Annotated in this window: 10 protein-coding genes, 1 pseudogene and 1 CRISPR repeat array (1 of these 12 only partly in view); of the genes and pseudogenes, 3 read left to right on the top strand and 8 right to left on the bottom strand. The window is 55.5% G+C overall.

What is annotated here, in order from left to right; all coding sequences use genetic code 11:
- A CRISPR array of direct repeats spans positions 1-1,475; the repeat unit is 29 nt; unit sequence CGGCTCATCCCCGCTCGCGCGGGGAACAT; it reaches 1,179 nt to the left of the window's first position.
- 93 nt (positions 1,476-1,568) lie between these two features.
- The 7 genes from cas2e to casA all read right to left on the bottom strand — a co-directional run bounded on the left by cas2e (position 1,569) and on the right by casA (position 7,881).
- On the bottom strand, positions 1,569-1,907 hold the full coding sequence (gene cas2e / locus ADJ95_RS09165; protein WP_080974972.1) for a type I-E CRISPR-associated endoribonuclease Cas2e: 339 nt from the start codon (positions 1,905-1,907) through the stop codon (positions 1,569-1,571).
- The gene (cas1e, locus tag ADJ95_RS07705) at positions 1,904-2,845 is read right to left on the bottom strand and encodes a type I-E CRISPR-associated endonuclease Cas1e (protein WP_049334058.1); all 942 of its coding nucleotides are present in this window, start codon (positions 2,843-2,845) and stop codon (positions 1,904-1,906) included. Before cas1e ends, cas2e begins: the two co-directional genes overlap by 4 nt.
- A 110-nt stretch (positions 2,846-2,955) precedes the next feature.
- Entirely contained in the window at positions 2,956-3,636 is a 681-nt protein-coding gene (gene cas6e / locus ADJ95_RS07700; RefSeq protein WP_049334057.1) for a type I-E CRISPR-associated protein Cas6/Cse3/CasE, read from the bottom strand.
- Positions 3,633-4,382, bottom strand: a complete 750-nt coding sequence (gene cas5e, locus ADJ95_RS07695) for a type I-E CRISPR-associated protein Cas5/CasD (protein WP_049334056.1) — start codon at positions 4,380-4,382, stop codon at positions 3,633-3,635. The genes cas6e and cas5e overlap by 4 nt, the downstream gene beginning before the upstream one ends.
- On the bottom strand, positions 4,382-5,503 hold the full coding sequence (gene cas7e / locus ADJ95_RS07690) for a type I-E CRISPR-associated protein Cas7/Cse4/CasC (RefSeq protein ID WP_049334055.1): 1,122 nt from the start codon (positions 5,501-5,503) through the stop codon (positions 4,382-4,384). Before cas7e ends, cas5e begins: the two co-directional genes overlap by 1 nt.
- Before the next feature lie 28 nt (positions 5,504-5,531).
- Positions 5,532-6,146, bottom strand: a complete 615-nt coding sequence (gene casB, locus ADJ95_RS08990; RefSeq protein ID WP_053088821.1) for a type I-E CRISPR-associated protein Cse2/CasB — start codon at positions 6,144-6,146, stop codon at positions 5,532-5,534.
- Entirely contained in the window at positions 6,139-7,881 is a 1,743-nt protein-coding gene (casA, locus tag ADJ95_RS07680) for a type I-E CRISPR-associated protein Cse1/CasA (protein WP_239662821.1), read from the bottom strand. The genes casB and casA overlap by 8 nt, the downstream gene beginning before the upstream one ends.
- 318 nt (positions 7,882-8,199) lie before the next feature.
- Here casA and ADJ95_RS07675 point away from each other — a divergent pair, with 318 nt between their 5' ends.
- On the top strand, positions 8,200-11,349 hold the full coding sequence (locus ADJ95_RS07675; protein WP_049334053.1) for a CRISPR-associated helicase/endonuclease Cas3: 3,150 nt from the start codon (positions 8,200-8,202) through the stop codon (positions 11,347-11,349).
- 130 nt (positions 11,350-11,479) lie between these two features.
- Here the strand turns inward: ADJ95_RS07675 and zapE are convergent, their stop codons facing one another.
- A complete protein-coding gene (gene zapE, locus ADJ95_RS07670) occupies positions 11,480-12,529 on the bottom strand; it encodes a cell division protein ZapE (protein WP_049334052.1) in 1,050 nt (349 codons plus the stop codon).
- A 440-nt stretch (positions 12,530-12,969) separates the two neighbouring features.
- Here zapE and ADJ95_RS07665 point away from each other — a divergent pair, with 440 nt between their 5' ends.
- Together ADJ95_RS07665 and ADJ95_RS09315 are read left to right on the top strand one after the other, a co-directional pair.
- Positions 12,970-13,686, top strand: coding sequence for a DUF6318 family protein (locus ADJ95_RS07665; RefSeq protein ID WP_049334051.1), 717 nt, complete (start codon positions 12,970-12,972; stop codon positions 13,684-13,686).
- Positions 13,687-13,694: 8 nt separating this feature from the next.
- Positions 13,695-14,373 (top strand): annotated as a pseudogene (locus tag ADJ95_RS09315) (hypothetical protein); the annotation flags it as partial.

The following is a 14,373-nucleotide window of genomic DNA, read 5'->3' as shown; positions in this document are numbered from 1 at the left end:
GGGAACATCCGCGATGGCTGTGATGCTCATCTGATTTTTCCGGCTCATCCCCGCTCGCGCGGGGAACATTAATCCAGGCCCGTGCAATGGAGCTGCCATTGCACGGCTCATCCCCGCTCGCGCGGGGAACATCCCCTAACTCAAAAATATAGTTAGGGGCTGTGCGGCTCATCCCCGCTCGCGCGGGGAACATGTGAGCGCCGGTATTGAGTTGTACACTGTCGCCGGCTCATCCCCGCTCGCGCGGGGAACATCTGGAGCAGAAGCGTGTCCCCGCGACGCGTGGCGGCTCATCCCCGCTCGCGCGGGGAACATGCGTGGACTGGAACCGGTACACGGTGGCAGAGCGGCTCATCCCCGCTCGCGCGGGGAACATCTTGAGAGCTTGATAATCTGTCGAGTCATACGCGGCTCATCCCCGCTCGCGCGGGGAACATTTCGGTTTGGGGTAAGGTTTCCGACTTACTGTCGGCTCATCCCCGCTCGCGCGGGGAACATGCTATTCCATTCATTAAAGAAGATCTCAAGCTCGGCTCATCCCCGCTCGCGCGGGGAACATTTAGCCCTACCTTGTAGTACCAGCCCCTAAAGTCGGCTCATCCCCGCTCGCGCGGGGAACATGGCCATGGGCCTGGTTCAGGTTATCGGTTCGACGGCTCATCCCCGCTCGCGCGGGGAACATGTATCCGCCCCAACCAAGACCCGACCGCACCATGGCTCATCCCCGCTCGCGCGGGGAACATAAGTTCAATTTCTGGCCCTCCAGCAGCAATTGCGGCTCATCCCCGCTCGCGCGGGGAACATTCGGTGATTCTGTGCGTGAGATTGGTAAGTGGCGGCTCATCCCCGCTCGCGCGGGGAACATCACGACCGTGGAGCCGTTCCGTTCGTCGATTTCGGCTCATCCCCGCTCGCGCGGGGAACATGAAGACCGGGGGCTCTACGAGGCGCTGGAGGGCGGCTCATCCCCGCTCGCGCGGGGAACATCCACCCAGCGCGCCGGTCGCCGCCTCCGCTTCCGGCTCATCCCCGCTCGCGCGGGGAACATCTTCATGGCTTCCAGGCGTTCCGGGCGGCACTCGGCTCATCCCCGCTCGCGCGGGGAACATCCCAGAAGCTCCGCGGCAGCATCCTGCTGCGCCGGCTCATCCCCGCTCGCGCGGGGAACATACGGCTAACATACAGTACAATAGACACGTAACAGGCTCATCCCCGCTCGCGCGGGGAACATCCTTATTGACCTTGAACCGAATAGCTAGAGCCCGGCTCATCCCCGCTCGCGCGGGGAACATGCGGCCCAGGGTTGAGAATGTCACGCCGCTGACGGCTCATCCCCGCTCGCGCGGGGAACATCGGGCATAAACACCGACAGATTCTAGCTTTTCCGGCTCATCCCCGCTCGCGCGGGGAACATTTGAACACCCCTGGCCCTACTGCCCTTGCAGACGGCTCATCCCCGCTCGCGCGGGGAACATACTTGCTGACATGGGGGTTTATCCCCTACATCAGCAAAATAGAATCACTTTGAAGCCAGAGCCCCATCCAGGATACACGATAAACAGCCACTCCTAACCCCGACGAGCACGGCGATACCTACTCGCCTTACTCCACCCAGATTTCGGTACCGTTTTACGAGCTACCGGACGATAAATCAGCTTCACACCCTCAAAATCGACAGGCTCCCAATCCGCATTATTCACTCGAAACTCAAGCCGCTGCTCATTATCCGCCGGAAACACCATAGTCGCCCGACCAGTACCACCCGACTCCAGCACACGCGCCCACAACTTCTCACGAATCCTGGCGCTCACACGTCCCACAAACACCCCAGGATTAATCTCCAAAAGCCACTTCGTCAAATCACCACGAAGACTTACCGGACAAGCGGACAACACAATCACAATCATGACTCATCCCCAGAAAAGTTCGCACGCGCCGCAGTGCCTCCCGTGTATTCATCCCACAAAAGCATCTCAGTACTATCAAGCATCTCCTCGGGAACCTCCTCAGCCAGCAAAAGCCGCTGAATATCCCGCACAACCCGCTCCATCACCTTCTCAGAACGAATACGGTCACGCACCGCCCTACGCGTCACAGACCCAATATCCATGCCCTCCGTATAGCCAGCAACCACCTCGAACGCAGCAGGAATCGTAACCTCCGCCTTATACAAATCAGCAACGTCATACACAAAAGAAGAAGCATGACCCGTATGCACAAAACCCAGCCCAGGAGCACACCCCAAAGACACAATCGCCGCATGAACAATCCCATACAACGCAGCATGAGCAGCCGACAACGCCTGATTAATCGGCGACCCATCACCAAAATTATTCGGATCATACTCACGACGCTCCCACGGAACACCAGTCCGCTCAGACCACTGCCTATAAACAGAACGCACCCTCGCCCCTTCCCTACCACGCAGCTGCTGCATCGTCAGCTCGCTCGTATCCTCACCAGGAAAACGCCACTGATACATCATGCGCGCCACAGCCAAACGGCTCCGCGTATTCGACACCAACTTCGCCTGAGCAATCAACAGACGCGAAGAACGCGCCACAGACTTACCGCTCGCATAATAACGAACACCCTGCTCGCCAACCCACACCACCGTAGTACCGCACTCCCCCAACAAAGCCATCGCCTGATGAGTAATACGAGTACCCGGCCCCAACAGCAAAGCGCTCAAGCTCGCGGCAGGACAATGAACCACGCCCTCTTCCTTCACAAACGTCACCGCGCTATCTGCACGGGAAATCGTCGCATGCTCCACATACACAAAACTCAAACGGTCAGAACTGCGAAACAGCTCAGACGAGCTCGGAGGAACAGCCCCCTGCATGATCTTCTCCTATGAACATCAACGTGCCACCATCGGCACAAAATATGAGTGAATAAAGAAGGGCGGGGAACCATCACGCAGGACAGTCCCCCGCCCTTCACCCGCGTTACCTAGCGGGACAGGGGCGCCAAGGTCAGAAGGCCCATACCGTACGCCTTGCCCCTACCCATACCGGAGAGCAGAGACTTACGGAACAGCTCAACATCAGTGATGCGAAGAGCACCATCAAACTGAGCCTTACGGTGAGTCACCTTACCGACCTTACCTTCAGCATTACGACGAGCAAACGCAAGGTCCTGACGAGAAGAAACCATCGGGCATTCCTCAACATCCTGACCTTCAACCGCGGGAATTACTTCGAACCCCCACTGCGGAGCACGCTCACGAATCCACGCCTGCTGCTGCTCAGCCGTCACATGCGGGAACACCTCTCGCTTACCCGTCTGCTTATTCGTGTGACGCTTCACCGGGTTCGCGGCGAGACGGAAAGCCCACTCCTGGCCGTTCTCCAGCTTCGCCAGCAGGCGACCATAATGAGCGCTCTCACCAGGGCGAGTCTGCCAACCAGCCTGCTCCACAAGAGCCGAAAAATCAGGCTTCTCAGGACTCAACATATACAAAGTCGGCGCATGCTGAGACTCATCCAAACGCCACAGAATGCGACCCTCGGAATAGTCCGTATCCGGCGGCAAAGTCGCCATCACAGCAGCATGCATAGCCTGCGGGCTACGCAACAACTTCCACGCGCCACGACGCTGCGGATTAATCATGAAACGAGAAAAATACGTCACGCTTCCACCACCACATTCAAAAAATCAGGTTCGGCAGGGCTCTCGGAAGATTCTTCCTCGCTCAAGGAGGCTGTAGCGTGAAGCTTCCGCCCATGAGGGTTCTCCAATACCAGAGGCTCCACAGTGACCACCTCACGGGCAGCGTACTGACGGTACTCCGAGCTGAAGCTCACCGGAATATCCCGCACCAAATCGCCGCGCTCACCGGGCAACGCATCACGCAGGATACGCAACGCTACCGGGCTAGGAAAATCCTTACGACGATACTCAGGCACCTGCCATTCCAAGGAACGCAGAGCCTCCTCGGCGGGCTCCTCACGAATACCCAAAACAAGGTCGTAACCAGCCGGGCATGCGCGCCGCCCAAGATACAGAGGATATACGGGCTTCTTCAGCGCAGACTCGATAGTCTCCAACTGTTCACGTTCACCTTCCAGAGCCACCACAAAAAAAGCATCCGAAAGGTACATGCGGGTCGAAAGAGAAGCCGCACCATTCGGGTTCTTAGCCCAGTTCTTAGCGGTCTGATAGTCACGAATCAGGGTACCCGGGGCATCCGTACGAACCGCGAACTTCAACGAAGCCAAATCGTCAACCGGTTCGTTACGCGAGCGCCCCAGGGCTGCAGCGACCATTCCAATCACGCCAGACTTGCTCGGCTCATGACCAGCATCACGGCGACGGAAACGGCTCTGAGTACCCCATGACTGCAACGGCCCGCTCATCTTCAAGAGCAGGGTAGGCATTAGGACTCCTGAGAGGTGAGAGCAGTCAGCTGAGCCTCCAGGGAATCAAGCAGACCCTTCAGAGAAACAGACTCGCCCAGACCAGCCAGTTCTTCCTTGAGGTCGCCCAGAGCCAGAACATACGATGCGACCGGCTCATAACCATACGCTTCCTCAATGTTCTTAGCCTCAGATGCGAGCGCACGAGCAGCGGCCACACGGCGACCCTCAACCTCAGTAATAGCCTTCTCGAAGGCGTTCACATAGGAGATGGGGCGGTCGTCACGAACAGTCACGATAACCGCGTCAGGCAGGGTACGCGCAGCGAAAGAATTCTGCTTACCGGTAGGCATGGAGTTGATGAAGGAACGGACAAACGCCAGGGTTGCCTCGACGCTTGCAGAAGCATCACCCAGGTTAGTGTTCAGTGCATCCAGGTTGATGTTGGCGTAGCGGTAGAAGGTGCTTGCCGCCATCTCAACGGTGCCAATCATGCCTGCGCCGGTAGCGTCATCAGAAGAACGAACGACGTCATCCACCGCGGTGTAGTAATCGAAATCGGGTTCAGAGCCGTGAACGCTCAGGGCGTGTGCTACCTGGCACGCGGCGTCAACATTGAAGTCAGCGGCTTCTGCCAGCATACGACCGAAGAGAGCAATATCAACACTGTGGTTGGTGTCGAGGATTTCCTTAACATCCTTAGCAACGAGCTTCTCGCCGTTAGCATCAATAATTGCCTGTGCCAGCTTATCAATCTGCTGGTTGCTCAGCAGAATCAAATAGCCAGAAACAGCACGGCCTGCTTCTTCGTCTTCCTTCTTCTTCGGCTTCTCCAGCTTAATCTTTGCCGCCTTGAATGCCTCAACGACAGCCTTCTCAGCCTGATCAGCATCAAATTCGGGTGCAAGATCCAGGATGCGCGCCACTACCTTGTCAGCAACCAGACGAGTACGTACGCCCAGCTTCGAGCGGTCAAGGTGCGATTCAAAATCGCGGCGAATAACGGACTTCCAAGCCTGGCTGGAAACACGCTGACGCTGAACGCCACCGAAGAAAGCGGACTTAGGGCTGCCGGTGTCGTCACGGTTAATGTTCGACGGGGGCAGGGTCTGCAGGGCGTGAATATCGACGAAAATAGTCATGATGTTTTCCTTCTTTCAGGAGTGATAGTTACTTAGTGGTTTTGTTCGCAACAGCGCGAACGGGGATAAGTCCGTAGGAGAAGTCGCGGTTCCAGCGGTACAGAACCTTCTGACGCGTCATGGGGTTCAGAAGATACATGTAGTCCACGGCGAATCGGCCGTAGTCAAAGGCAATACCTTCGGAACGGAGCAGAGTAATCAAGCTACGCAGGTAATGCTGGCGAGCATTCTCCGTCTGCGCGGTCAACAGAGAGTCAAGACGCTTCTTCATCGAAGAAGTAGTCTGGCTGACCAAACGGCCGACTGCCTGGCCGAAAGAAACACCCGCAACATGCATGGGCTGATTCTGTGACTGCTGATGCAGGGCAAAAAGAGTCAAAGCAGTGTATGCTGCGTTCTCCGCGTTACTCGGCTGGTCACCCTTGCCACGGTACTCTTCAGGGATACCTTCAGTACCGTCTTCCTTCTCCAGAACGAATCCCCAAAGCTCGGGATGAGCCAACGGCGACTCGCCCGTTCCACGGCGAAGCTTCGCCAGCTGTGCAGTAGCAGACGAAACGCCGCTACTCTTCTGGTGGTAAAGGCGCATCACCTTTGCAGCAATAAACTGCTGCAGGTCATTCTGCGCAGTACGGTCACTCATTCGTGTCCTCCTGAGGTGAGTGAGAGGTGGAGGCTTGATAAGCCAAAGGGATGATTTTACGCAGACGCGCATGGAGCTGTCGTTCTGCGTGAGCAACGCTGTAAAGAACTTCGTTTCCCGAAAGGTCCTTACCGAAGAAACCGAGCATCGCCTTGGGCCCTGCACTATCGATAAGGATGTTCGCTTCGTGCTGGATGGCGGTACGCACCAGACGCTGCCATTCTTCCTTCTTGGTGGAGATATCCTCTGTAGCTCCCTGGTCTGCAAGCCAGAGGCGGAAAGACTCTTCCATACGGTTAAGTACGGCTTCGGTAGCGTCTGCGCGGAATTCGTATTCCCTGCCTGCGGCACGCAACAAATTACCCGCAAACTGTCCCAGTGCAATTGCCGCGTCCATGGTTGCTTGAATATTTTCACGCACCATCTGCGAGGCGCTCACGCCTTCATCAGTCAGCAGAGAAAGCTCAATGGTCATCGAGTCAGAAATAATGTTCTCAATCACGGCACTCTGGTTGCCGTACTCAACGCCTACCAGCTGAACCTGCACCTCTGCATCAGTCGGGAAGTACCTTCCCGAACCCAGCTGACGAATCACAGGAGCAGGCTTATTCTGCTTCTCAGATTCCGGGGTAAGACGAGTCAGCAGAGCATCAGCGCCACGCCACAAGGTACGTTCAGCCGAATGAGCCTGAGGCATCCACACCTGTTCAGTCTTCGACGACTGATTCTTGCTGTAGCGATAACCTGTCAGAGGGTCAGTATAGGTATTACGGTCAAACCACTTGTCGCCATTAGCAACAAGAACCGAAGTTACGCGTTCGCCATCATGATGCAGACGGATACGACGTGACTGCCAGGTCAGAATCTCGCACATGCCGCTCGCAGGACCCGGCTCATCTTTATAAGCCGCAGCAGACCCTCCCGTATAGGCGCGGGGTGCAGCGGTATCAGGTTCAGCACGTTCCCATACCGGGAGGTCAAGAGCAAACGACTCATCATCAGTCAGCTGCTCATAGTCGAGGCTGTACAGCAGGGTTTCCATCATGTTGGCACCGTGAACAATCACCTTACCGGTGGTGCCGTACCAGCCAACGCCCAGAGGGTAGCCCTTACCGCCCTTAACACGGGGGTCACCCACTGCGCCAGATTTAATACCGGAATAGTCCCAGGCTTGAATCGTCAGCAGGTAGCGTGCTGCCTCGGCAAAGCTCAGAGAGTCCAAGGTCTTTTCAGCACGAACCGAGAAGTACTCGCTCTCCGAGTCCAAAAGCAAGCGGCTAACGGGTTTGGTGTCTCCCTTAGCCGTGTGCAAATCATGCACCTGCATAAAGGGGCGGTCACCGCCTACCAGCCAGAAACGGTCCTTGAAAATTTCAAGGTATCCCAGAACAGCAGTCAGGTTATTAGCGTCGGACTCACGCATCTGGCGAGTCCAAGGAGCCGCACCATCAAAAGTCTTAACGCCTTCGCTAAGAAAAGTGGCGCGCGCAAAGATAATGAGCGCAACACCCAAGATTGCAACATCGGTTAGCGGATTATCCGTTTGAATTCGGTCAATCTCATACACCCGTTTGAAGAAATCATGGAGTGACAGCTCAGCAACCTCGCCCGTTTTCAGTCGAACCGGGATCCATGCTTCATCAACAAGATTGAAGCGGGGTTCTTCCAAGCTAGCCATTCTCACTCCTTTCATCATCGAAATCAGCTCACTGTCGAGTGACGAATGAGCAGTCATAAAAATGGTTTCTAGTCCACAATGGGAGTGGACCATTAATTTAGCCTTGTCAGGGGGCTCTTGGTGGGCCTCCAGTGGCTTGATAATTCCACTATAGGAGCACCAAGAAGGTTAAGTCAAGTAAATCTACCAATTTATTAATACCTTTGATATTTTTAAGGTGTAGAGTGAAACCAGACGCAATGGAAGCAGAATCCCCGCTCACGCAGGGACCACATCAACCAATTTTATAAATACTGGCTCATCCCCGTCTGCTTCGGGGAACATACGCCTCGCACCGCAACGAGGCACGCACTAGTCTACCGTCTAAGGAGAATCATGGCACCCACCCCTGAGCATCTTTCAACACCTGAAACGGCATCATTCTGGGCAAAAACAGGAGACAAGGAATCCCCCACGCGCGGCCTCTCCCTCGTTCAGCACATGTTCGATGCAGGCTCTGTAGCCGCACGGCTCTGGGATACATGGCTCGCACCCGGTCTGCAAAAACGATTCAGCGAACATCTCCACCTTTCTATGCAAGATACACGCGCACTCGTATGCTGGCTCGCCGCCACCCACGACATGGGCAAAGCAACCCCCGAATTCTCCGGACAGCTCGATGCACGACGCGACGAAAACCTCGCGGTGTACCGTCAGCGTATCGAGCAGCAGGACTTTGAGTTCCCCGAAGATCTCGTAACCCCCGTTAGCGGCTTACGATGCCCCCACAGCAAGTACAGCCAGAGCATCCTCATTCACCTGCTCACCAGCAATATTGAGGGAATACCGCGCGAAGTTGCTGAAACTCTCGCAAGCATTTCCGGCGCGCACCACGGCACACCCGCAGAATATCTCGCTAGTTCAGCAGACCTAAGCAACGTCATTTTGGAGCGTCTCTCCCCCAAATGGCATGCCACCTGGCAGGAACTCTACGACATCACTCTGGAACGTTTTGGCGCATCCTCAGCATTGCAGCAGTTAGCACACCACGGACAGACCATCCCCGTCTCCGTGCAGTTCTGCATTACCGGTTTCGTCATCATGTCAGACTGGATTGCATCAAACCCTGATTTCTTCCCCATGGGAACCTTCGGCTCAGCCGAACAGGAACAGCGAGCGCGCATCGGTTGGCAGGCGCTCGGGCTTGAACAACGCTGGATTGCCGCGCTGGACACTAACCCCGGCACCCCTGCAGCTGACCTCTACGCATCCCGCTTTGGGTGGAGCAACCCAATCCTACGCCCCATGCAGGAAGTCGTAGTCGAAGCGGCACGCTCCATGCAAAGCGGCGGCATGATGTGCATCGAAGCGCCCATGGGTCAAGGTAAAACTGAAGCTGGCCTCATCGCTGCAGAGTTCCTTGCGCAGGCGACCGGTCGCACCGGAGTAGCCTTCGCGGCACCAACCCAGGCGACTTCTAATGCTCTCTTTGACCGTGTTATCGAATGGGTGAAATACCAGACAAACAATGTGGCGCAAGAACATGGCGGACCTCTTGAGCCGCACACCATGTTCCTGGGGCACTCCAAAAACCGGTTCAACAAGTCCTATGAGGCGCTCTCTAAGGCAGATATTTTCGATGAGTCTTCTGCCTCTAAACAAGAAAACAATCGAAAAACGCTGCGTCCCGGAACGTCTCTTGCTCGGCACAGCTGGCTCAGCGGCACCAAGAAGGGGCTCCTCTCCAGCTTCGTTGTGTGCACCATCGACCAAGTTCTCATGACCGCTCTGCAAGCACGGCATGTGATGCTCCGGCACCTCGGTCTTGCGTCTAAGGTCATCATCATTGATGAGGTTCACGCCTACGACGCATACATGAACCAATACCTTTCCAGTGCGCTCTACTGGCTGGGTCAGGTGAATGCGCCCGTCATTCTCATGTCGGCAACCCTGCCGTCAGCTACTCGTGATGATCTTATGGAAAGCTATGCCAAGGGCCTAAAGGTTGGAGCAGACCCGCACAAGGTAACTGATTCTGTTTCTGCACCGAAGAATAATGACATGATGGCTCGAATGATGGCTAATCTTACGAAGACTCAAGCACCTTCAGCACCTGCGGTGACTGAAAATTCTCCTCTTGATTTGGATTACCCCGTCATCCACACGCTCACCGCCGAGGACAACGGAACTCCCAAGAAATGGAAGGTTGAACAGCCCGTAGAGCAAACCGAAATCGAACTGAAGCTCATTGACGACAGCCCCGAAAGCGTCCTGAACGTACTCGAATCGCTCGCTAACGACCACGGATGCGCCGCAGTCATCTGCAACACCGTTGGACGAGCCCAGGAGATGCACGCATTCCTGAGTGAACAGTTCGGTGAAGAGCACGTAATCCTCACGCACTCTCGCTTTACCGCCACACACCGCGCCGAACAAGAAGAAATTCTTGTCTCCAAGCTCGGCAAGAAGGCACACTACAGCAAAGCTGACGGGGAGGATTCCTCGCGCCCGCACCGCCTCATTGTGGTGGGTACGCAGGTCATCGAACAGTCGCTTGACCTGGACTTTGACGTAATGGTTACCGACTTCGCGCCGGTCGACTTGGTACTTCAGCGCATGGGACGTCTACACCGTCACGATAGCCGCAGCAGTTCAGAACGCACCCCCGCATACCGCAAGCCGGTGTGCTACGTACGAGGAGTTGAAACGTTCGGTTCACGCAATGAGGCACCCGACTTCCCGCGTGGATCCAAGGCAGTCTACGAGCCGATGATTCTGTTCAGCAGCTACGCGCAGCTACTCCCCCACTTCGACGGTGAACCTATTCGAATTCCTGCGGACATCAGTCCACTGGTGCAGAAGACCTATCAGAAGAATGGGTCTAGTGAAATTCCGGAAGCTTGGTCAAATGATTACGAGCATGCCAAACGGGACTATCAGCAGAATCAAGACCACGCAGAGCGACGAGCTAAAGGCTATCTGCTCTGTGTACCCGGGAGTGAACAGTACACCATGGCGAAATGCATGAAGAGCCTTCTCCACTCCAACGACCGGCGATTCTCTGACGAGCAAATCGGCGAGGCAAAGGTCCGCGACACCGACGCATCCCTGGAAGTTATCGCAATCGTTGTGGAACGGAACCAACCGGGCAATCCCAAGAGCGCGATTAAAAGCTACCGGCTTTTGCCTTCCATCAACGGCACAGACGAGGCTGAATCTCTCCGCTTTGACGCTTCAGCCGATAACCCGCCGACTTACTGGCAGAGCATGCAACTTGCGGCTTCGTCGATTCGACTCCCCTACCAATACTCAGATGCACCCAACCACCGCATCGAGGGCGGAAAGCTCCGCTTCGATGCCGCACTCGACCAGCTGGAAAAGGAACGCATCGAAAACTGGCAGAAGTCATTCATGCTGGAGGGGCAGCTCATCTTGCCCTTCGAAGAGGTCGAAGCAGGCGTGTACTCATACAGGCTCTGCGATTACGAACTGGTGTACACCACCAAGCTAGGCCTGCAGAGCTTCAAGCTTGATAACGAAGACTAGCTAAGACAAACAAAGACCCCCGCCGGATCCTCTCGTGGAGCATCCGGCGGGGGCCTTTGCATATAAAACTTTTCAGCGCGATTCACCCTACGCAGTTCACGCTGCGCGGTTTCGCAGCGTCAGGCGGCGGCTACTCAGATTCGCCGAGCATGCCTTCACGAGCCAACGCCGTCAAACGAGACACCGCACGGAAATACTTCTTCTGGTAACCACCGGCCAGCATCTCCGGGGTAAACACCTTGTCAAAAGGCACACCCGAAGAAACAATCGGCAGGTCCTTGTCATACAGGCGGTCAGCCAGCACCACAAAACGCAACGCCACCGACTGCTCAGTAATCGGCTGCACATCACGCCACGCAACACCCTGCAGACCGTCAATCAGCTGACGGTAACGCGAGGGGTGAACCTTCGCCAGATGCTCCACCAGGTCCGCGAAGTTATCGACGCCCACCGTCTTACCGGCGAACACCTCCTCAACCTTCGCGTCAAACTCGGCGTCTGCTACAGGCTCCGGTGCGGCGGGCAGGCCACGGTGACGGAAGTCCTCACCATCCACGCGGTGCACCTCAAACTGCGAGGACAGAACCTGAATCTCACGCTTAAAGTCCTCCGCCGCGAAGCGACCCTCACCCAGGGCACCCGGCAGAGTATTCGAAGTCGCCACAAGCTTCACGCCGGCATCGGCCAGCTCACGCATCAGGCGGGACATGAGCACCGTATCGCCCGGGTCGTCCAGCTCAAACTCGTCGATGCACACCAGCTTGTAGCCACTCAGCGCCTCAACCGTCTTGCGGAACGTCAACGCACCCACCAGGTTCGTGTACTCCACGAACGTGCCGAATGCCTTCGGGCCGTCCACGTAATGCCACAGCGAAGCCAGCAGGTGGGTCTTACCCACACCAAAACCGCCGTCAAGGTACAGGCCGGCCTTCGAGGTGTCCTTCTTCTTGCCGCCAAAGAGTCGACCAAAGAAGCCGCCGCCAGAGCCGCCGCCGTTAATCTTGTCGCCAAAATCCTTGAGCTTCTGCACCGCTTCAGCCTGCGAAGGCTGGTTCGGGTCGGGGATATAGGTGTCGAACGAAACCTCTCCAAAACGCTCTGACGGGCGGAAACCTGCCAGCAGCTCATCGGCAGACACGCGCGGGATGCGGTCGGTCAAATGTACGGTCGTGGTGGGCACAAAAACTCTTTTCTTCAGTGACGGCGATGTGACTTTCGTTTTAAGTGTAGTACTGCCTAACACCCCGCGTGAGCCGCATGAGTTGCCCGCCACATTATGAGTAAGGCGATGCGCCGAATGCAGTTGGCAGGTCTGAGAGGTCGAGGTTGCCTCGCCCCCTCCCCCAATACCCTCTGAACCAACACTTCTCTCAATCAACACACTCCGAAGACCTACTTGATAGCGAAAGTATTCCAATATCTACATCTAAACTTCACAAACTACAAAAGACTGCAAAAGATGGCAAACATCCTGTAAGGTGGTCTCGGGAGCCAAAGCGATGCACCGGTGCATCGACAGCATGGAATACCTAGCCAGAACACTTTCGAGGCACGTCGCCGTACCTACAGAAACATTCTCGACTAGCACATACACACCATCACCGACGATTGGAGCACCCAATGGGACCTGAATCCGTTTTGACCCGCCGCGCGCTGCTGAGCGGCGGCGCACTATTCAGCCTGACCGGCCTGCTTGCGGCATGCGGTCAGCAGGCCGCTAATGAGGCTGCAGGCTCGACTTCTTCCGCCACGCCGAGCGAGACAGCGGCGGCTACGGCATCCGACGCTACTTCTGCATCGGCTACTCCGAGCCCTGTCATTACCCGAGGCTACTCCGGTGGCTCGAAAGCCCCCGATGGCGAGTACCGCAAGGCGGACGGTTACGGCCCGGCCCAGAATGTCCCGAAGCCCCGCAACGAGCCTGCGCAGTACCCTGAAACCGAAGAGGGTCTCATTCACATGATGGAAGACTGGCTGGTTGCCCACAACTACGGTACACAAACCGGTGACTGTTCTTATGCCTATAAATATATTGCGCAAGAAACAGAAGAATATAAATCATACAAATATGTGGAATCTCTTTATAGTCGCGGAGGATGGATTATTGGAGGGCTGGAATCTTATCAGTCTGAAGGTTCTCTGATTTATGATAGCCAGAAGAAAGATTACCGAATGAAGTTTCGCATCCTGTGGTCAACAGTTACATATGTAAATCCTGATGGGCATCTCGAAATGGATGCTAATACGGATACGAAAAACGATTCTTTTTACTTTCTGTTTACGTATTCTAATGGATATTGGAAGATTGTAGATTCTGAAGATGTGGAGCAAAAATGAAATCCTTCATGAAGAATATTAAGAATATAAATATTATTCTGTACGCTTCTATTTTTGCAGTAAATATGACGTGTAGCGCTCCGATTGCAATGGCAGCTGAATGTACGAGTCAAAATTCTAATGGCCATTGCATTAAAGTACCTGGGGAGAATCCCCCATCGAAAGATAACCACACGAAGCGTTCCAGAACTACTGACCATTCTCGACAGGTAGACATTTCAGACGGTAATACTGCCTCCACGACTTCAGTGGAAGCATCGCGGCAGGCCTGGGATAAAGAACATCCTAAAACAGTTGACGGTATGGGGCAGGTCTACCATATGACCTCCCACGCCGCGCGCAGAGCGGGCGATGCTGAATGCTACTCCGAGGACCAGCGTCCGGGTAAACCCATACGCATCCTAGAACAACCCGCAATCGGCGAAGCTGCAAACTACAACCTAAAAACCGGGTTCTCAACATACTGCCAACCCAACGACACTAAAACCCTCACCCCCACCAACCCCAAAGAAACCCCCAAGGGACCCACTATCGAAGAAATGCTCCAAGAAATCGAGGACCAATTCGCTAACACCAATATCCAGGCCCCTGTTTTGAAGCAGTCCTACAACCTCGGCACCGGCCTCGGCGAAAACAACCCCAACGTCTACAAGAACCAAGCCGTCAACTTCTACGTCGACGCACCCA

It is taken from the genome of Rothia mucilaginosa, assembly GCF_001061665.1.
Classification (GTDB): Bacteria; Actinomycetota; Actinomycetes; order Actinomycetales; family Micrococcaceae; genus Rothia; species Rothia mucilaginosa_A.
This window is presented reverse-complemented; position numbering and strand designations above follow the sequence as displayed.